Origin of the sequence: Nocardiopsis prasina DSM 43845 (assembly GCF_000341265.1) — a bacterium.
In the GTDB taxonomy this organism is placed as follows: Bacteria; Actinomycetota; Actinomycetes; order Streptosporangiales; family Streptosporangiaceae; genus Nocardiopsis; species Nocardiopsis prasina.
Genome location: NZ_ANAE01000098.1, coordinates 1 through 21,342, shown reverse-complemented (window position 1 = coordinate 21,342; position 21,342 = coordinate 1). Strand labels below are relative to the sequence as shown.

The 21,342-nt window shown below is 71.9% G+C and carries 6 protein-coding genes; 2 read left to right on the top strand and 4 right to left on the bottom strand.

Translation table 11 applies throughout. The annotated features are described in order from the left end of the window. The first annotated feature begins 315 nt into the window (after window positions 1-315). Complete coding sequence (locus D452_RS0108400; protein ID WP_017543712.1) at window positions 316-792, top strand: globin domain-containing protein; 477 nt, start codon at window positions 316-318, stop codon at window positions 790-792. Between the two features lie 52 nt (window positions 793-844). After that, window positions 845-1,483 (top strand): pyridoxamine 5'-phosphate oxidase family protein, encoded by a 639-nt coding sequence (locus D452_RS27940; protein ID WP_040693387.1) that lies wholly within the window; start codon window positions 845-847, stop codon window positions 1,481-1,483. Window positions 1,484-1,512: 29 nt separating this feature from the next. Here D452_RS27940 and hrpA read toward each other — a convergent pair whose 3' ends face one another. The 4 genes from hrpA to D452_RS27935 form a co-directional block, all read right to left on the bottom strand. Continuing rightward, a complete protein-coding gene (gene hrpA, locus D452_RS0108390; RefSeq protein ID WP_017543710.1) occupies window positions 1,513-5,478 on the bottom strand; it encodes an ATP-dependent RNA helicase HrpA in 3,966 nt (1,321 codons plus the stop codon). 183 nt (window positions 5,479-5,661) lie between these two features. Then, on the bottom strand, window positions 5,662-12,768 hold the full coding sequence (locus D452_RS0108385) for a type I polyketide synthase (RefSeq protein ID WP_017543709.1): 7,107 nt from the start codon (window positions 12,766-12,768) through the stop codon (window positions 5,662-5,664). Window positions 12,769-12,875: 107 nt separating this feature from the next. After that, entirely contained in the window at window positions 12,876-17,663 is a 4,788-nt protein-coding gene (locus D452_RS0108380) for a type I polyketide synthase (RefSeq protein WP_026129089.1), read from the bottom strand. A 14-nt stretch (window positions 17,664-17,677) separates the two neighbouring features. Further along, window positions 17,678-21,301: an SDR family NAD(P)-dependent oxidoreductase gene (locus D452_RS27935; protein ID WP_017543707.1), complete on the bottom strand. Its 3,624-nt coding sequence runs from the start codon at window positions 21,299-21,301 to the stop codon at window positions 17,678-17,680. Between the last annotated feature and the right edge of the window lie 41 nt (window positions 21,302-21,342).

Genomic DNA, 21,342 nt, shown 5'->3' with positions numbered 1-21,342 from the left:
GACGCGCGGGCCGGCCCCGGGGCCCCTCCCAACGGTGGTTACCAAGAGAAACCTCTGACTCACGTAGCCCTTCTGTTACAGTTCCTCCTCGACAGCCCGATTAACGGTGGTCAGGTCCCCCTCATTCCGACCTGCCCTGTTCGTCTCCGGGTTCCGGGCCTCGGCGAGGCCGCGAACGGAAACCGTTTCGGCGCTGCCCGCGGGATCGAGTGCCCCCCGCGGACGAAGACCCACAGCCAGAGGAACCCGACCCTCGGTACACGGATCACCCATCGCGTTCCGTGGTTCCCCGCTCACCGGAAGTCTGGACCCGTCTTGACCCTTCGCTCCCTGTCCGAAGTGCCGTTGCCCGACCAGGAGATCATCGAACTGGTCCGCCAGTCCTGTGTGGACATCCCCGAGGGCTCCACACGTCTGGCCCGGTCCTTCTACGAGAACCTCTTCTCGATGGTCCCCGAGGTGCGGGGCATGTTCTCCGAGGACATCAAGCCCCAGCAACAGCGCATGGCGGACGCCCTGCTGTCCGTGGTGCGACATCTCGACAGCCCCGACGAGGTCGCCCACTACCTGCGCCGCCTGGGGCGTTCTCACCGCATCGAACTCGGCGTGCTGCCCGAGCACTACCCGCACGTGGGCCGTGCCCTGGTCCGCGCGGTCAGCGAGGTCTCCCCCACCTGGTCGTCCTCGATGAGTTCGGCCTGGGTGCTCGTCTACCAGTGGATCACCGCGAACATGATCGCCGGGGCCGAAGAGGCCCCGAACCCCGCGCAGGCGTCCCACCGACGGCGCTGACGCGGTTCCACCTCACCCTCCCCTCCTCTCACCCCGTCGAAAGCCTCCGTTCATGAGTCAGAGTCATCAGAACCGTACGCCCGGGACCGAGGGAGAACGCCACGTGCAGGCGGTCATGGGCACCGCCGAGCGGGCCGACCGCTTCTACAGTGACCAGATGCTGGACCACCTGAACCCGCTCATGAAGGACTTCATCGCCCGGCAGGAGATGCTGTTCGTCGCCACGGCGGACGCCCGGGGCGAGTGCGACTCCAGCTTCCGGGCCGGGCCGCCCGGGTTCGTGCACGTCATCGACGACCGGACCCTGGTCTACCCGGAGTACCGGGGCAACGGCGTGTTCGCCAGCGCGGGCAACATCCTGGAGAACCCGCACGTCGGCCTGATGTTCCTCGACTTCGAGCGGGACCGGATCGGCCTGCACGTGAACGGCCGGGTGAAGATCATGGAGGACGAGACCCTGCGCCCGCACGTCCCGGACCTGCCCCTGCCGCAGATGCCGGGCCAACGGGCGCAGATGTGGATGATGGTGCAGGTGGAGGAGGCCTACATCCACTGCCGCAAGCACATCCCCCACCTGCGCCGGGTCGGCGCGGAGGAGTCCTGGGGCACCGACGACGCCCTGCGCAAGGGCGGGGACTACTTCGGCGCCAAGGCAGGGAGGCGGGCCCCCGCCGGGCCCGGCCCCTGGTAGGGCCGACTCCGGGGGAGCCCGTCCCCTTCCTAGGGCCGCCTGCCCGCGTCCTTGACGGCCTCGATCGCCTTCATGATGCGTTTGTCCGAGACCGGGTAGGCGGTGCGCAGTTCCTGGGCGAAGAGGCTGACCCGGTACTCCTCCAGCATCCAGCGCAGCTCCACCACGTCCGGGTCGTCGGCCCGACCGGCGGGGAGAGCCCCCCGGATCCTGGCGACAGCCTGACGCATCTGCTCGACCTTGGACATGTTGACCTGGTCACGGCGCGGGTTCTCCGGGAGCTTGCCCAGCCGGTACTCGATGCCGCGCAGGTACCGGTGCACGTCGTCCAGGCGGGCCAGCCCCGTGCGGGTGACGAACCCGTCGCCGACGAGGTCGCCCAACTGTCCCTGGACGTCGTTGAGGGACGGCAGGACCGCGAGGGACGTGGTGCCCTTCACCTTCTTGCTGACCTTGCGCCACAGCACGAGGATGCGGGCGGTCCTGCCGAGGATCTCGGCGAGGGTGTCGCCGAGGTCGGCTCGCACGCGGTCGGCGAGCCGGGCGAAGTCGTCGGCGTTCCACACCGGCCCGCCCTCACGGGTGAGCAGGTGGTCGACGGCGGCGGCCTCGGCGTCCTCCAGCATCTTGCGGATCGACCCGTGCGGGTTGTCCGCCAGGGCGAGCTTGTCCGGGTTGTTCAGGCCCTTGCTCACCGCCGTCGCCGGGGACGGGAGGGTGAGCATGAGCAGGCGCCGGGTGCCCGCGCGCATGGCGGAGCGCTGCTCGGGCCGGGTGTCGAAGATGCGCACGGCCACGCTCTCGCCCTCGTCGACCAGGGCGGGATAGCCTTTGACCTTCGGGCCCAGGGCCTTGCGTTCCAGGGTCTGCTCCAGCGGACCGAAGTCCCAGGAGGTGATCCCCTTCCTCTCCACGCCCTTGGCCTCGGTGGCGATCGCCTCGCGCAGGCGGGGCTTGAGCTTGGCGCGCAGCTGTTCGAGGTCCTTGGACTCGGCCAGGGTGCGTTTGCGGTCGTCCACTGCGCGGAAGGTGATGCGCAGGTGGTCGGGGACCCGGTCCAGCTGGAAGTCCTCCGGGCGGATCCGCTCGCCGTGGGCCATCACGGTGAGTTCGGCGGCCAGCGCCTCGGTGAGGGAGCCCTCGTAGGGGGTGAGCCCCCCTCTGGCGCGGGCCGCGTTGTCGGGCACGGGGACGAAGTTGCGGCGCAGCGGCTTGGGCAGCGAACGGATCATCGCGGTGATGAGTTCGTCCCTCAGGCCGGGGATCTGCCAGTCGAAGCCGGTGTTCTCGACCTGGTTGAGGAACTTCACCGGGACGTGCGCTGTGACGCCGTCGGAGTCGCTGCCCGGCTCGAACTGGTAGGTGAGCGGGAAGACGAACGCGCCCTGGCGCCACACGTCGGGGTAGTCGTCCTCACTGACCCCGTCCACGCCTTCGTTGATCAGCTCCTCACGGGTGAAGTCGAGGAGCGCGGGCTCGGTGCGTCGGGCCTTCTTCCACCAGGAGTCGAAGTGGGCGGCGGAGACGGCGCTGTCCGCCACCCGGCGGTCGTAGAAGTCGAAGAGCGTGTCGTCGTCCACCACGATGTCGCGGCGGCGGGCGCGGTGCTCCAGGTCCTCGACCTCGTCCAGGAGTCTGCGGTTGTCATGGAAGAACTGGTGCCGGGTCTCCCAGTCGCCCTCGACGAGGGCGCGGCGGATGAACAGCTCCCGGGAGAGTTGCGGGTCGATGCTTCCGTAGGACACCTTGCGCTGGACGACGATGGGCACCCCGTAGAGGGTGACGCGCTCGTAGGCCATGACGGCGCCGCGCTTGCGCTCCCAGTGCGGTTCGCTGTAGCCGCGCTTGACGATGTCGGCGCCGAGCTCCTCGGCCCACTCCGGCTCGATGCGGGCGACCATGCGCCCCCAGAGCTTGGAGGTCTCCACGAGTTCGCCGACCATCACGAAGCGGGGCTGCTTCTTGAACAGCGCGGAGCCGGGGAAGATCGCGAACCGCGCCCCCCGGCCGCCCAGGTACTCGTGCTTGTCCGGGTCCTTGAGGCCGACGTGCGAGAGCAGTCCGGCCAGCAGCGACATGTGCACGGAGCGCGGGTCGGCGGCCTCCTCGCGCAGCGGCGGGACCTCGATGTCCATCGTGCGCAGGACCTGCTTGAGCTGGCCGTGGATGTCCTGCCACTCGCGCACCCGCAGGTAGTTGAGGAACTCCTCCCGGCACATCCGGCGGAACTGGTTGCCGGACAGCTCCTGCTGCCTGTCGCGCAGGTGGTTCCACAGGTTGAGGAAGGCCAGGAAGTCCGATTCCTTGTCAGTGAACCGGGCGTGGGCCTGCTGGGCCTGCTGCTGTTTCTCAGTGGGGCGTTCGCGCGGGTCCTGGATGGACAGGGCCGAAGTGATGACCATGACCTCGGCCAGGCAGTCGCGCTTCTCGGCCTCCAGGACCATACGGCCCAGGCGGGGGTCGATGGGCAGCTGGGCGAGACGGCGGCCGATCGCGGTCAGGCGGCGCTGCCGGTTCGGTTCGCCCGCGTTCTCGGGTTGGAGGGCGCCGAGCTCGGACAGCAGGTTGACGCCGTCCTTGATCTGCCGGTGGTCGGGGCCGTCCACGAACGGGAACGCGGCGACGTCGCCCAGGCCCAGTGCGGCCATCTGGAGGATGACCGAGGCGAGGTTGGTGCGCAGGATCTCCGGGTCGGTGTACTCCGGGCGGGAGAGGAAGTCCTCCTCGGAGTACAGGCGGATGCAGATGCCCTCGGACACACGGCCGCAGCGGCCCTTGCGCTGGTTGGCGGAAGCCTGGGAGACGGCCTCGATGGGCAGGCGCTGCACCTTGGTGCGGTGGGAGTACCGGGAGATGCGCGCGGTGCCGGGGTCGATGACGTACTTGATGCCGGGGACCGTGAGCGAGGTCTCGGCGACGTTGGTGGCCAGGACGACGCGGCGGCCCCCGTGCCGGGACCACACGCGTTTCTGTTCGGCCACGGACAGGCGCGCGTAGAGGGGCAGGACCTCCAAGCCCCGGATCTTCTTCTTCTCGAGGGCCTCGGCGGTGTCGCGGATCTCCCGTTCGCCGCTGAGGAAGACCAGGACGTCCCCGGGGTCCTCGCGGGAGAGTTCGTCGACGGCCTCAAGGATGGCCTGGGTCTGGTCCTTGTCGGTGCCCGGCCCGGGGTTCTTCTCCTCGGGGTCGAGGATGTCCTCGGAGATGGGCCGGTAGCGAACCTCGACCGGGTAGGTGCGCCCGGAGACCTCCACGATGGGGGCGTCGTCGAAGTGGCGGGAGAACCGTTCGGGGTCGATGGTCGCGGAGGTGATGACGACCTTCAGGTCCGGCCGCTTGGGCAGGAGCTGTTTGAGGTAGCCGAGCAGGAAGTCGATGTTGAGGCTGCGCTCGTGCGCCTCGTCGATGATGAGCGTGTCGTACTGGCGCAGCATGCGGTCGTGCTGGATCTCCGCGAGCAGGATGCCGTCGGTCATCAGCTTGACGAGCGTGCTGTCGTTGGAGGAGTCGGTGAACCGGACCTTGTAGCCGACCGTCTCGCCCAGGGGTGTGCCGATCTCGTCGGCGATCCGCTCGGCCACGGTGCGCGCGGCCAGCCGGCGGGGCTGGGTGTGGCCCACGGTGCCCATGACGCCGCGCCCCAGCTCCAGGCAGATCTTGGGCAGCTGGGTGGTCTTGCCGGAACCGGTCTCTCCGGCGACGATCACGACCTGGTTGTCGCGGATGGCCTCGGCGATGTCCTCGCGCCGGGCGCTGACCGGCAGGTCCTCGGGGTAGCTGAGCTCGGGGACGGCCTCACGGCGCAGGCCCACACGGAGTTCGGCGCGGTCGATGTCGCCCGCGATCTGGGAGGTCACGGAGGCACGGCGGCGCTCGTCACGGATTCTGGCCAGACCGTCGATACGGCGACGCAGCCGGTGCCGGTCGGCGGGCATGAGGTCGCGCAACCGGGAACGGAGCTGGTCCGTGGCGGGCGCGGGCGTGGTGGTGCTCATCAGTACTCAAGGTTAGAAGGGCTGGCAACCGGTTTTCCCGGCGGGCACGGATCGGGACGGCACGTGCCCGTGCCGAAGCGGACGTCCCGGGCGCGCCTCAGGGGCAACGCCCGGGATGTCGGAGTTGTTCCGGAGCGGGTGCCCACACCGGACGTGCGGCCACCCGGGGTCCGCGACTCCGGGTCAGTCCGTGGCACCGCCCTCCGAGACGACTCGTCCGACGGCCTCCGCGGTGTGGGGCGCCCACTCCTCCATCATGGTGAAGTGGTCGCCCAGCACCTCGACCCGGACGTGCCCGGTCGGCCAGCCCCAGCCCAGTCCGAGCTTGGCACCGGAGGCGGTGACCACCGCCTCCGTGGGCCGCACCTGAACCGTCGTACCCCGCCACTCCGAGGGGCGCCACCCGGAGAACAGGTCGAGGTAGGCCCCCATCGCGGTGAGCCGGGGGGTGTCCAGGAGCTCGAACTGGTGGGCCCGATCGGTCACGAACTCCGACACCATGGGCAGGAGTTCGTCGTCCCCGGGCACCACCGAGTCGAGCAGGATTACCTTCTCCGGAGCCCTCCCCCGGCTCGCGAGACGTTCCGCCACGGCGTGCGCCGTCCATCCGCCGGAGGACCGTCCGACCAGGACGAACGGGCGCCCCTCGGCGACGGTGAGCACCTGGTCGGCCTGGGTCCGCACGAAGGTGTCCAGGTCGGCGGGGAGGTCCTCGCCCTCCAGGTAGCCCGGAGCGGAGACCACGTGGACGCGGCGGCGTCCCTGCCAGCGACTGGCGAACCGCGCGAACTCGTGCGGGCCCGAGGTCATCACCAGAGACGGGTGGCAGATCAGGACGGGTTCCTCGGGGCCGGTGGCCAGGGTGGTGGTGGCGGGGGGAGAGTCACCGGTGAAGACCGTCCGGGTGCGCGAGGCGGCCAGGGCGAGTCCGACGGCTTCCTTCGGTCGGTGTCGCACACAGGCGTCCGTGAACAGACCCACCAGACTGTCCCTGACACTCGTGTCCCGGGGCGTGTGACCCAGCCTCTCCCGATCCGGGACGATGTCCCCCCCGTCGACCGGTTCGCCCATCTCCTGGTCCAGGTACCGTGCCAGGACCTCCGGGTTGCTGTGCTGGAACACGAGGGTGACCGGCAGGGGCAGACCGGTGAGGTCCTGGAGGTGGTTGCGCAGCTCCACCGAGGTCAGCGAGTCGAAACCGGACTCCGGGAACTCCTGCCGCGCGCCGTACTCGCGGTAGCCCAGGATCTCCGCTGCCCGTTCCCTGATCCTGCGCGTGATCAGTGCCCGGCGCCCGGGTCCGGGCGACGCCGCGGCCAACGGTGCGGTGTCCGGCCCCGTTCGGTCGGGTGTGCGGACCAGCCCGCGCATCAGGGCCGGAACGGGCCCCTGGGTGACCGCCCGGGCACGGAGTCCGACCAGGTCGAGGGGTGAGGGCACCAGGTGGGGACGGTTCGTCGCCATGGCGGCGTCGAGGAGGGCACACCCCTCCCGGTCACCGATCCCCTCGACACCCCAGGTGCGGGCCATCCGGTTCGCGCTGACCTCGTTCATCTCCGCGAACTCCCGCGTCTCCACCAGCCAGCGCCCCCACGCCAGGGACTGCGCGGGCAGGCCCCGCGCCCTCCGGTACTCGGCGAGCGCGTCCAGATACGCGTTGGCGGCCGAGTAGGCGGCCTGGCCCGCGCTGCCCAGCACTCCGGCCGCCGAGGAGAACAGGACGAAGGCGTCCAGGTCGAGGTCGGCGGTGAGTCGGTGCAGGTTCCAGGCGCCCGCGACCTTGGGAGCCGTCACGACGTCGAGGGACTCCTTGGTCAGACCAGTGAAGGTGGAGTCGTCGAGCACGGCCGCCGTGTGCACGACGGCGGTGATCGGAGCGTCGTCGAGAAGCAGCCGCAGTTGCTCCTCGTCGGTGACGTCACAGGCCTCGACACGCACGTTCGCCCCGAGACCCGTGAGCTCGGCGACGAGTTCGTCGGCGCCCGGGGCCTCCCGGCCCCGGCGGCTGACGAGGAGCAGGTTCTCGACACCGTGCCGGAGCACCAGGTGCCGGGCGACCAAGGCGCCGAGACGTCCCATGGCGCCGGTGACCAGGACGGTCCCCCCGGGCCGGAAGCGGGTCGACAGCTCCAGTACCGCCTTGCCGACGTTGTGGCCGCGTTGCATGACCTGGAACGCCTCCGGTGCCTCCTCGATCGGGTACCGGGTGAGGGGCCCACGGGTCAGGGTGCCGTCCACCAACAGGGGAAGGAGTGCCGCGAAGGCCCGCTGGATGCGCTCCGGCCCCACCTCCATGACGTTGAAGTGCAGGTAGGTGATGTCCTCGGGAACGTCGTCCCTGCCCAGCAGCTCGTTGTGCCCCAGTTCCACGAACCGGCCTCCCTCCGAGAGCAGACGGAGGGAGGCGGTGATCGCGTCACCCGTGAGCGAGTTCAGGACCACGTCCACGCCTCCGGCTGCCGCGCGGAAGCGCTCCTCGAAACCGGGTTCGCGCGAGTGGGCGATCTCGTCGTCGGTCAGCCCCGAGGATCTGAGCAGGTCCCACTTCCCGGGGCTGGCCGTCGCGAGCACGCGAGCTCCCAGGTGCCGGGCCAGGCCGAGTGCCGCCTGGCCGACGCCCCCGGCGGCGGAGTGGACGAGCACGGTCTCCCCCGCCCGGAGCTTCACCTCGTCGACGAGCACGAGGTAGGCGGTCAGGTAGACGGCGGGGACGGCGGCCGCCTCCGCGTGGTCCCAACTCTCCGGAACCCTGGCCAGGTACCGGTGGTCGGCCACCGCCAGGGGACCGAAGGCCCCGGGGAAGAGCCCCATCACGCGGTCACCCGGCCTCAGGTCCCTGACCCCGGATCCGGTCTCCAGTACCACACCGGACCCCTCGTTGCCGATGTCACCCGGCTCCGGGGTCATGCCCACGGTCATCAGGACGTCACGGAAGTTCAGTCCGGCGGCGCGGACCGACACCCGCACCTCGTGAGGGGCCAGAGGGCGGTCGGGCACGGGAATGTAGGTGAGCCCGTCAACGACGCCCCGCCCGTCGGCGTCCAGACGCCAGCCGGGACTACGGGCGGGCGGGTGGGAACCCTCGTCGGCCTTGGTGAGGCTACGCGCCAGGCGCGGTGCGTGGAGGCGGCCGTCCCGGGCCGCCAGACGAGGTTCTCCCGTGGCCAGGGCGGCCCGGACCAGATCGACGTCGGCCCGATCGGCGTCCAACAACAGGAAACGCCCCGGGTTCTCGGTCTCCGCGGTGGCGACGAGTCCCCACAGCGCCGCTCCGGACGGATCCATCGACGGCTCGGTGTCCCCGGGCAGGCGCACGGCGCCGCGGGTGAGCACGACGAACCTCGTGGTCGTGTAGCGCTCGTCCTCGACCCAGCCGCGCAGGGAGGCCGTCCCGAGCAACCGCTCGTGTGTCCTCTCTGGGTCGGCGCCCCCTGTGCGCCCCTCGTCGACGACCACCACGGCGGGCGCCTCGTCCCCGTCCTCGGGGCGACGGTCGATGCCCAGAGCGGCACCGCCGGACACGGCCCAGGTTCCGGGGTCGGCGGTCACGGCCGCATCAGGTGCGGTGACCTCCTCCCACTCCAGGTGGAAGAGGGCGTCCCGGTCTGCGCGGACCGCCGACGCCGCTTCCCGGACCGTGAGGGAATCGACGCTGAGGACGGGGGCGCCCTCGGGGTCGACGACCAGGACCTCGTAGGTGTCGTCACCGGTCCGGGTGAGCTGTACCCGCACCCGTTCGGGGGCGCGGTCCCCGTAGCGCCGGACCCCGCCCCACTCGAAGGGCATGAGCAGCCGGGACGCGTCCGAGCCCGTCTCTTGCAGGAGCAGTGACTGGAGCCCGGAGTCCAGCAGCACCGGGTGCGGTCCGGTCAGGGCGGCGGCGTCGGCGGGCAGGGCGTCCGGGCCGACCTCCGCCCAGGTACGGGAACCGAGGGTTCGAACCTCGCGCAGGCCCCGGAAGGAGGGGCCGTACTGGAGGCCCAGGGCTTCGAAGAGCGGGTAGACGGCGGAGAGCGCGAGTTCGCTCGTTTCGGCGCCCGGGGGGACCAGCACGGGGGCGGGCGTCCTGGTCGCGGGGCCCAGGAGACCCTCGGCGTGCGAGGTCCACGTCCGACCGTCAGCCGAGGACAGGAGTTGGAACGCCCGGGTGCCGCGCAGTTCGGACGGCTCGACGACGACCTGGATCGGGAGACCCGGCCCGTCGGGGTCCATTTCCAGCGGGTGGGTCAGGGTGAGTTCGGCAATCTCGGGCCGGTCGCACAGTCGCCCGACCCGGAGGAGCAGCTCCACGGTGGCGGTCCCGGGCAGGATCGCTCGCCCGGAGACCGTGTGCTCGGACAGCCAGGGGACGCGCGCGCTGTCCAGCCGACCGGTGAAGAGGGTCTGCCCGGTCGTGCCGATCGTGGTCCAGGCAGCGATCAGGGGGTGATCGGCGGAGCTGAGGCCCCCAGCCGAGGGGGCTCCAGAGAGCGCTGGCTCCCTCAACCAGTACCTGCGACGCTGGAAGGGGTAGGTGGGCAGATCGACATGACCGCCGCCCCCGCCCAGGACTCGTCGCCAGTCGACCTCCACCCCCTGGCAGTGGGCTTCGGCCAGCGCCGCGAGGAATCGGTCTCCGGTGTCCTGGTCCCTTTGCAAGGTGTGTACGAGGGAACGGTCCCCGGCTCCGACGGCCTCCAGGGTCTCGCGCATCGGCACGGCCAGCACCGGATGCGGCCCCACCTCGACGAACGCCTCGCTGGCTTCGGCCAGGCGGCGCACCACCGGTTCCAGGAGCACTCCGTGGCGAAGGTTCCGGTACCAGTAGTCGGCGTCGAGCGAGGTTCCGTCCAGTGGCGACGCCGGGGGCTCGTCCCCCGCCCTCCACACCGGCTCGGGAGCGACGGTGGAGTGGAAGGGCACGGTGCCCCGCCGAGGCTTGATCTCGGCCAGCGCGGCCCGCACCTCCTCCTCGACACGGTCGATGGCGAAGGAATGTGACGCGTAGTCGATCGGAAGCCGACGGACGAAGGTCTCCTCCGCCTCCCGAGCCGCCACGAAGGCGTCCACCGCCTCGGGGGTTCCGGCGACCGTGCACGTCGTGGGGCCGTTGATCCCGGAGAGGACCAGTCGGCCCTCCATCCCCTCGAGCAGGCCCGCGACGGCGTCCGGGGCGAGTCCCACCACCGCGATGCCGCCCTCACCCGCGATCTTCGCCAGCGCACGGCTGCGAGCGACGACCACCCGGGCACCGTCCTCGATCGAGAGGATCCCGGCCACACAGGCCGCCGCCACCTCGCCCTGCGAGTGGCCGACCACCGCGGTGGGTTCGACCCCGGCGGCGCGCCACATCCGTGCCAGTGAGACCAGGAACGCCCAGACGGCGGGTTGCAGGACGTCGGCGGCGGCGCCCTCTCCTGTGAACGGAGGCGCCCCGGGATCCTCGCGCAGGACGGAGGACAGGGACCAGTCGACCAAGGGGGCCAGGGCACGCTCGCACTCGGCCACGGAGGCCGCGAAGACCGGTGAGTCTGCCATCAGGTCCCGGCCCATGCCGGCCCACTGACCGCCCTGGCCCGGAAACACGAAGACCGGCCGTGCTGGGCGAGCGGACCGCCGAACCACTCCGGTGACCGTGCCCTCCGCGACCTCTCCGGCGGCCAGGCCGCGAAGCCCCCGCTCGATGGACTCCGGGCCACCGACGACGACCGCGCGTTCATCGAACCGCGCGCGCGTGGTGGCCAGGGAGCGAGCGATGCTCTCCGGTGACGGGGCGCCACCCGCGACGCCGGTGAACCGGTCGGCGAGGCGCGCTGCCTGGGCCCGGAGCGCGGATTCGTCGCGCGCGGACAGCAGCCACGCGGTCCTCCCTTCGACCAGCGGCCGTGCGTTCTCCGTCTCACCGGGGACGGTGTCGTCGGGCCCGGAGACGGGTACCGGGGCCTCCTCCAGGACGAGGTGGACGTTGGTACCGCTGATACCGAAGGCCGACACCCCTGCGCGGCGCACGCGTTCCCCCCGCGGCCAGTCCCGTGCCTCGGTCAGCGGTCGGACCCCGCCGGAAGCCCAGTCGACCAGAGACGTGGGCTGGTCGGCGTGGAGGGTCCTCGGTAGCCGTTCCCCGTTCAGGGCCAGCACCATCTTGACGATGCCGACCGCCCCGGCCGCACTCTGGGTGTGTCCGACGTTCGACTTGACCGACCCCAGCCACAGGGGCTCCCGGCCGGGCCGTGCGCCGAACACCTCCAGGAGGGCGTCGGACTCGATCGGATCGCCCAGTTCGGTCCCGGTGCCGTGCGCCTCCACCACATCGATGTCGTCGGGCTCCACCCCGGCGTCGGCGAGCGCGGCCCGGATCACGCGGCTCTGCGCGGGGCCGCTCGGCGCGGTCAGCCCGCTGGAGGCGCCGTCCTGGTTGACCGCACCGCCCCGGATCACCGCCAGGACGGGGTGACCGTGGCGTTCCGCGTCCGAGAGCCGTTCCAGTACGAGGGACGCGGCACCCTCCGCGAAACCGGTTCCGTCGGCCCCGTCTCCGAAGGCCCTGCAACGCCCGTCATGGGAGAGCACACCCTGCTTGGCGGACTCCAGGAAGAGGGAGGGACCGGACATCACGGTCGCGCCCCCGGCCAGGGCCAGCGTGCACTCGCCCCGGCGCAGGGAACGCACGGCGAGAAGGACGGAGGCGAGCGAGGAGGAACAGGCCGTGTCCACCGTCAGCGCGGGGCCCCGAAGACCCAGCGTGTAGGCGATCCGCCCCGAGGCCACGCTCGCGGCGGTACCGGTCATCAGGTAACCCTCGGCCCCCTCCGGGGTGGGGACACGGCCCGAGGTCGTGACCCGGGCGTAGTCGGTGGTGCTGATCCCCGTGAAGACCCCCGTGCTCGACTCGGCCAGGGAGTGGGGATCGATCCCCGCGCGTTCCAGGGACTCCCAGGTCACCTCCAGCATGAGCCGCTGCTGCGGATCCATCGCCTCGGCTTCGCGGGGAGAGATACCGAAGAAGGCGGAGTCGAAACCTGCCACGTCACGGATGAACCCACCTCCGGAGGACATACCCGGGCGACCCCGCAGATCCTCGATGTCCCAGCCCCGGTCTTCTGGCCAATCTCCGATGGCGTCGGTTCCCCGGTCCAACAGGTCCCAGAGCCCCTCGGGTCCGTCCACCCCTCCGGGCAGGCGGCACCCCATGCCCACCACGGCGATGGGCTCGGAGTCGCGTTCACGGAGTCGGTCGAGTTCGGCTCGGGTGCGGCGAAGGTCCGCCGTGACTCGTTTGAGGTAGTCGAGAACCTGTGCGTCGTCAGTCATGGTGGTGCCTTGCCGATTCGCTTCGCGGCGCTGGTGCCGGGTGGTCTGTGGTGGGGTGGGTGTCCGTCATCGGCTCGTCTGCGGTGGGCCGGGAACCCTGGCCGGGCTCAGTCGGCCAGGGTCTCGTCGATGAGCGCGAAGAGCTCCTCTCGCGAGGCCGCCGCCAGTTCGGAGCCGTCGGTGTCCCGCCCGGTCTGGCCCGCTGCCCCCGGTTCCAGGCGCTTCAGAAGGGCGCGCAGTCGTTCCGCGACACGTGAACCGTCGGTCTCCTCGTACTCGTCAAGCGCGGTCGCGAGGCCGTCAAGACGCTCCAGTACGATCTGCTCCGCGCTGCCGAACACCCGTTCCTCAAGGTGACGGGCGAGTGCGTCACAGGTGGGGTGGTCGAAGGCGACGGCCGGGGCGAGGCGGACTCCGGTCAGCACCGTGAGCCGGTTGCGCAGCTCCACGGCGGTGACCGAGTCCATGCCCAGGTCCTTCAGTCCACGGTCCACCGGGACGGCGTCACCGGAGCCGTAGCCGAGGACTGCCGCGACGTGGTCGCACACCTGATCCGTGAGTGCACGGACACGGTCGGTGCGCCCGGCCCCGGCCAGTCGGGCCCTCAGGTCCCCGACCGGCTCCGACGTGGACCCGGCGCCCGCTCCGGGAACGGGTGCGGTGGTGCCGCCGGAGCCGACCGGGGCGACGTCGGTGATCAACGCGCTGGGACGGTTCGCCGTGAAGGCGAGCCGGAAACGCGGCCAGTCGATGTCGGCGACGGCCAACGCCGTGAGGTCGTGGTCCAGGACCCGGCGCAGTCCCTCCACTGCCAGGGAGGGCTTCATGGTGGGCAGTCCGTGCCTGCGCAGGAGCCCGGCCACGGCCTCCCGACCGGCCATCCCGGCACCTTCCCAGGCGCCCCACGCGATCGATGTCGCGGGTAGCCCCAGGGCCCTGCGGTGGTGGGCGAGGGACTCACAGAAGACGTTCGCGGGCGCGTAGTTGCCCTGCCCGGTCACGCCGAAGACCGCTCCCACCGAGGAGAACATCACGAACGCGGACAGGTCCAGCCCTCGCGTTAGCTCGTGCAGATGCACGGCTCCATCCGCCTTCGCGCGCAGGACACGGGCGATGCCCTCCGGATCGAGATCGGCCACGGGGGCGTCGTCGAGTTCCGCCGCCGTGTGGAAGACCGCTGTCAGAGGCAGGTGCGCCGGTACGGCGTCCAGCACCTCGGCTAGCCGGTCGCGGTCACCGACGTCACAGGCGACCAGGGTGACCTCGGCGCCGACCGCGCGCAGTTCGGCGGTGAGGTCCTCGACGCCAGGGGCGTCCGGCCCCCTTCTGCTGAGCAGGAGGAGGTGCTCCGCGCCCTGTTCGGCGAGCCACCGTGCGGTGTGCGCGCCGAGTCCGCCGGTCCCCCCGGTGACCAGCACGGTGCCCTCGGGCCGCCACTCGCGTGCCGTGTCGGTGTCGAGGGACACACGCGCGAGCCTCCTGGCCAGCACCCTGGAGCCGTGCACCGCGAGTTGGTCCTCGCCGAAGGCGGCCTGGCCGCTCAGGACCGAGGCCAGCGCGTCCCCGCTGTGCGGGTCCTCGGGATCGGGGATGTCGACCAGTCCGCCCCAGCGATCAGTGTGCTCCTGGGCCGCCACGCGGCCGAAGCCCCACAGCAGCGCGGCGGCGGGGTCGCCCGCTCCCCGGCCGCTCTCGACCGCACCGCTGGTCAGACACCACAGCGGAGCCGCGACACCCGTGTCGAGGAGGGCCTGGAGGAGGAGAACGGCGTCTCGGTGGGCGGGGGCGGCGGACGGAGGACGGACCGCTCCGGGGCCAGCACTCACGGAGGTGGCCAACAGGACGCCGGCGATGTCCCCGACACCCTTGCGCGCATCTCCGACCAGTGAGCTCACGGCGTGCCGATCCGCGCCGTCCGGAAGGTCGAGAACCAGGACGCGGTGGCCACGCGACTCCAGGCCCCGCACACACTCCTTGAGGGCGGGCCCGAACCGGGTCCCGACCAGCAGCCAGGTACCCCCGGCCGTGGGAGGGGGGGACACGGCCCCCTCCGGGACGGGCACCCACTCCTCGCGGTAGGTCCAGCCGTCGGGCGGAGCGAGCGAGGTGAGTGCCGCACCAGTGCCCCGCTCCGGGACCGAGCCGGGGCCCGGCCGCCAGTAGCGCTGGCGTTGGAAGGCGTACGTGGGCAGGGCGACCCGCGCGGCGCTCTGGTCGAACAGCGGCGCCCAGTCGAGGTCGACCCCGTGGGCGTGGGCCTGCCCGAGCGACGTCAGGAACCGGACAGGTCCGCCCTCGTGCCGACGCAGGGTCGCCATCGCCACCGCGTCGCGGGCCCCGGCCTCCTCCAACGTCTCCTGGACCGCCGGTGTCAGCACCGGATGGGGCCCCACCTCGACGAACACGTCGTGCCCGGAGTCGACCAGGGCGCGGGTCGCCTCGGCGAAGCGCACGGGTTCGCGCAGGCCCCGGAACCAGTACTCCGCGTCCAGCGGACGGTCGTCCACGGCCGCACCGGTCACGGTGGAATAGAAGGGGATCATCGGACGTCCGGGGGTGACGCCCGCGAGTCCCGCCGTGACACGGCCCGCCAGGACGTCCACCGCGGCGGTGTGGGAGGCGTAGTCGACGGTGATCGTCCGGGCTCGGAGACCGTCGGCCTCACACTCCTCGACCACCCGTGCCACGGCGTCGGGCACACCCGCCACGACCGTGTTCGTCGGGCTGTTGACCGCCGCCACGAAGACCGGACCCCGCGAGGAGGCGAGGCGGTCGCGCACGGCCCGCTCGGGGCTGGCGATCGAAGCCATCGCGCCGGTACCGGCCAGGTCGAGCACGGCCGCGCTGCGCAGCGCCACCACCTTCGCGGCGTCCTCCAGGGACAGGGCCCCGGCGATGTGCGCGGCGGCGACCTCCCCCTGCGAATGTCCGACCACGGCGGCCGGGGTGAGTCCGTGCGCCATCCACAGGCGGGCCAGGGAGACCATGACCGCCCACAGAACGGGCTGGACGACGTCGACACGGTCGAGAGAGGGAGCCCCCTCCCGGCGACGCAGCACATCGGTGAGACTCCACCCGACGTGGGGTTCCAGCGCTCGTTCGCAGGCGGCGACGTGGTGGGCGAACTCGTCGGAGGAGTCGAGCAGCTCGACGGCCATGCCCTCCCACTGCCCACCCTGCCCCGGGAAGACCAGCACGGGGCGGCGGTCGGGTCGCGCCCGGCCCGTGGCCGTGGTCGCCCCCGGCGTCCCTGACTCTAGGGAAGCCAGCGCGGCCAGGAGCTCCGCGCGGTCGCGACCCACGACCACGGCCCGGTGTTCCAACGCCGATCGTGTGGTGGCCAGTGACCGGCCGACGTCGCTCGGCGCGAGCTCGGGACGCTCGCTGACGTGAACGCGGAGCCGGGCCGCCTGGGCGGTGAGCGCCTCGGGGCTCCGTGCGGAGAGGGGCCAGGCGGTGGCGCCGGTCACCGACGCACCGACCACGGGAACGGGCTCCCCCGTCGCCGTCTCGACGGCCTGCGGCTCGGGGGCCTGTTCCAGGATCAGGTGGGCGTTGGTACCGCTCATGCCGAACGAGGAGACACCGGCACGGCGCGGCCCGCCGGTGTCCTCCCACGGGCGGGACTCGTGGAGCAGCCGGACCCCGCCGTCCCAGTCCACGTGCGTGCTGGGCGTCTCCGCGTGCAGGGTGGGCGGCATGACGCTGTGGCGCAGCGCCTCGACCGTCTTGACCACCGCGGCCACCCCGGCGGCGGCCTGGGGGTGCCCGATGTTGGACTTGAGCGATCCCAACCAGAGGGGCCGCCCCTCGGGACGACCGCGACCGTAGGTGTCGATGAGCGCCTGCGCCTCGATCGGGTCACCCAGCGGCGTACCGGTGCCGTGCGCCTCGACCAGGTCGACGTCGGAGGTGGTCAGTCCCGCGTCGGCCAGCGCCCGGCCGATCACGCGGGCCTGTGACGGACCGTTCGGCGCGGTGAGCCCGTTGGAGGCGCCGTCCTGGTTCACCGCTCCGCCCCGGACCACGGCCAGGACCGGGTGCCCGTGGCGGCGTGCGTCGGAGAGGCGTTCCAGGACGACCATTCCGGCGCCCTCGGAGAAGGAGGCTCCGTCGGCGCCCCCGGAGAACGCCTTGCAGCGGCCGTCGGCCGCCACCCCTCGCAGGCGGGTGAACTCGGTGAGGGTGCCGGGCCCGGACATGACCGTGGCGCCACCGGCCAGCGCGAGCGAGCAGTCGCCGTCGCGCAGGGCGCGCACGGCCAGGTGGAGGGCGACCAGGGAGGAGGAGCACGCGGTGTCCACGGTCAGCGCGGGACCGACGAGCCCCAGGCAGTAGGAGATGCGACCGGAGGCGACACTCGCGGAGATACCGGTCAGGGTGACGCCGTCCGAGGTCACCCCGTGCACCGGGGGCCCGTACTCCTGGTAGGCGAGTCCGACGTAGACCCCGGTGTCGGTACCCGCCAGGGAGGTCGGGGCGATGCCCGCGCGTTCGAGCGTCTCCCAGGCCAGTTCGAGCAGGATCCGCTGCTGGGGGTCCATCGCCTCGGCCTCACGCGGCGAGATGCCGAAGAAGGCCGGGTCGAAGTCGAAGACGTCGCGCAGGAACGAGCCCCGGTCCATGGCGAGGCGCCGTTCGTCGTCCAGACCGTCCAGCAGCCCTGGAAGGTCCCATCCCCGGTCGTCCGGCAGGGGCCCCCGGGCCTCACGCCCCTGGGAGACCATGTCCCACAGCTGTTCGGGGGTGTCGACCCCGCCCGGGAGGCGGCAGCCGGTCGCCACGATCGCGATCGGCTCGGGTTCGGACCGCTGGTCCAGCTCGGCGCGAAGACGCGAGTTCTCCTTCATCGCGCTCCGGAGAGCCGTCACCAGACGTTCGTCTTCACTGCTCAACTCAAGCCTCCTCGTCATACACTCGGGCCTCGCAGAGCGAGGTTCACCAGTTCGTCGACGCCCATGGAGTCGATGGCGTCTCCGTCGCCGTCCGCGCCGGAAGGCGTGGTGGTCCGATCCTGGTCGGTCCGCCCCTCCGGAGCCGGGAGCTCCGGTGTGAGGAGTCCGGTGAGGAACCGCGCCAGCGCCCTGGGGTTGGGATGGTCGAAGACGGCTGTGGCCGGGACGCGCACACCCACCGCGGCGCTGAGCCTGTTCCGCAGTTCGACACTGGTGAGCGAGTCCGTGCCCTGTTCGGTGAAGGGCCGGTCCGGGTCGACCTCGGAGCCCGCTTCGGCCCGGTGGCCGAGCACCACGGCGGTGTGCTCGCGGACCTCGCGCAGCAGGGACCGGGAACGCTCCTCCGGGTCCATCGCCGCGAAACGCGCGGCCGGGTCGTGTTCCTCCCCGCCGCTCCCCGCCTCACCGGGTGCGCCCTTCCCCGTGACCGGGATCGGGGAGCGTTCCGAGTCGGGATGGGGCAGGAGATCCCGGAGCACGCTGAGGCCGGGGACCGGGGAGAGCCACGCGGGCACCGCGTGCACCAGGTCCCGGGCCATGGCGGTGTCGAACAGGTCGAGGGCCGCCTCCGGCCGCATCGGAAGGAGCCCGCTCCGGCTGAGGGCGGCGAGGTCGTTCTCGTCCAGGTGGCCGGTCATGCCGCCGCCCTCCCACAGACCCCAGGACAGCGACGTGGCGGGCAGACCGGCGTCGCGCCTCACGTGCGCCAGGGCGTCACAGAAGACGTTGGCCGCGGCGTAGTTGGCCTGACCCGGGTTGCCCAGGACGCCCACGGCCGAGGAGAACAGGACGAAGGACGACAGGTCCTCGGTGAGTTCGTGCAGGTTCCAGGCGGCGTCCACCTTGGGCCGCAGCACCGTGCGCAGTTGTTCGGAGGTCAGGGCCGTGACGGTGGCGTCGTCGAGGGCCCCGGCGGCGTGCACCACGGCACGCAACGGCCGGTCCTGGGGGACCGCGTCCAGGACACGGGCCAGATCCTCGCGGTCGGCCGCGTCGCAGGAGACCACCTCCACCCGCGCTCCGAGTGCCTCCAGTTGGGCGGTGCGCTCGGCCTGTCCGGGGGTGTCGGGGCCGCGGCGCCCGAGCAGCAGCAGGTTGCGGACCCCGTAGCCCGAGACCAGATGGCGGGCCAGACGGTTTCCGAGCCCCCCGGTACCACCGGTGACCAGGACGGTTCCCTCCCGGGGGAAGGGGGCTGGCACACGAAGGACCAGCTTGCCGACGGTCTCACCGCGTTGGAGGGCGCGCAGGGCCGTCTGGGCCTCACTGGCGTCGTAGACGGTCGTGGGCAGTGGACGCAGGGCACCCTCCTCGAACAGCTCCATCACCCGAGCGAGCATGTGACCGATGCGTTCCGGATCCACGTCCGGCAGGCTGAACGCGGTGTAGGAGCAACCGGGGTGGTCGGCGGCCACGGTTGCGGCGTCGCGCACGTCGGTCTTGCCCATCTCCACGAACCGACCGCCCGGACCTCGGCCGTCACTGGGAGAGCGCAGCAGGCGCAGGGAGGCGTCCACGAACTCGCCGGTCAGCGAGTTGAGGACCACGTCGACTCCCTCGCCACCGTTCGCCTCGCGCAACCTGCCCTCGAACTCCAGTGAGCGGGAGGACGCCATCCGATGCGGAGACAGGCCGTGGTCCGCCAGCGCCGACCACTTGTGCGGGCTCGCGGTGCCGAACACCTTCGCGCCCATGTGGCGGGCAAGCTGGACGGCGGCGGTCCCGACCCCCCCTGCGGCCGCGTGCACCAGGACGCTCTCGCCGGGCCGCACGGCGGCCAGGTCGACCAGCCCGTGGTAGGCGCTCAGGAAGGCCACCGGGACGGCTGCCGCCTGCTCGAAACTCCAGCCCTCCGGCATGCGGGCCAACCGGGCCCGGTCGGCCACGGCGAAGGGGCCGAAGGCACCGTCGAACATGCCGACCACCCGGTCACCGGGCGCCAGGTCCGACACTGCCGAGCCGACGTCGAGGACGACTCCCGCCCCCTCGATACCGATCCCGGTCTCCCCGTCGACCAGCCCGAGGGCGACCACCACGTCCCGGAAGTTGACACCCGCGGCCCGGACGGACACGCGCACCTCCCGAGGAGCCAAGGCGTCCTCCGCCTCCGGAGCGGACACCGCCTCCAGGGAGTCCAGGGAACCGGGGCTCCTCGTGTCCAGCCGCCACGACCGGGTGGAGGGGGCCACCGACTCCGTCCCCGTGTCCGAGGACCGCCTCAGCCTGGGAACGAGGACGGCGCCCGAACGCAGGGCGATCTGTGGTTCGTCGAGACCGAGGGCCGCTGGCAGCATCCGATGCGACTCCTCGGAGCCGTCGGAGTCCACGAGCACCAGACGGTCGGGGAACTCGCGCTGGGCGGCTCGGAGCAGGCCCCAGACCGGAGCGGCGGCGGCGCCGGGGAGCTGTTCACCGGGGAACGTGGCCACGGCCCTCCAGGTGACCAGGACCAGGCGGGAGTCGGCGGTGCGCTCGTCCGCCAACCACGCGCGGACGGATTCCAGGCCGGACTCCAGCCCCTGGCGGACCGTGTCCGAAAGGGCGTCGCTTCCGGCGTAGACGACGTGCGCGGGCAGTTCGGTACAGACGAGCGCGGGAACCGGGGCCCCCGGTTCCAGGTCCTCCAGTGAGGGCAGGGCGTGGGGACTCGGAACCTCCGCGGCCGAGCTCGACGTGGGCTCCACCCGCTCCCACTGGAGCTCGTACAGTTCGGCGACCTCGCCCGGCTCCGCTTCGGGGAGGGTTTCCGCGGACAGGGGCCTCAGGGCCACCTCGTCGACTGACCAGAGCGTTCCCTCACCGTCAGGACCGGTGGCCAGCAACCGGTAGCGGTCGTCGCCCAACGGGGTGATCCGGGCCCTCAGTCGGCGGGGCGTCCGCTCGTCCTCGGCCCGAAGCAGCCGGACCCCGCTCCAGGCGAACGGCACCTGGGGGCCCCGGTGGCGCTCGGTGCCCTGGTTCCGCAGTGCGGCGTGCAGGACGGCGTCGGTCAGGGCGGGGTGGGGGCCGTGAAAGGCTTCGCTCCCACGCACGGAGTCCGGAAGCTCGACCTCCAGGAAGAGTTCGTCCCCGTGCCGGTGCACCGACCTCAATCCGCGGAAGGCCGGACCGTAGTCGTAGCCCAGAGCCCGCAGGTGGGCGTAGTCGACCGGAATCCGCTCGGCTCCCTTCGGGGGAAGGGTTCCGATGCCCGGGGCACCGTTCACCTCGGCCGCTCCACCGGGGTTCGGTCCTGCGACGAGGCCGGAGGCGTACCGCACCCACGAGGAGTCGTCCGTCTCGCGGCGCGCGTACACGTTGACCTCGCTGTGTCCCTGGGGGTCGCGAGCACCGACGATGATCTGGATCTCGGCGGCTCCGGCCCACCCCAGGGTCAGGGGGGCCTCCAGCACCAGGTCGGTGACGGTGTCCGCGCCGACGGCCGCCCCCGCCCCGGAGACCAGGTCCACCACCGCCGTACCGGGGAGCATCACCCTTCCGAGCACGCGGTGGTCCGCCGCCCAGGGGTGAAGGGAGACGGAGACCCTCCCCCGGAACACCGTTCCCCCGTCGGCGAGGCTGAGGCCGTCGTCCAGCATGGACTCCACCGATTCCGTCGGAGGGGCCTCGGGCCCGCTCG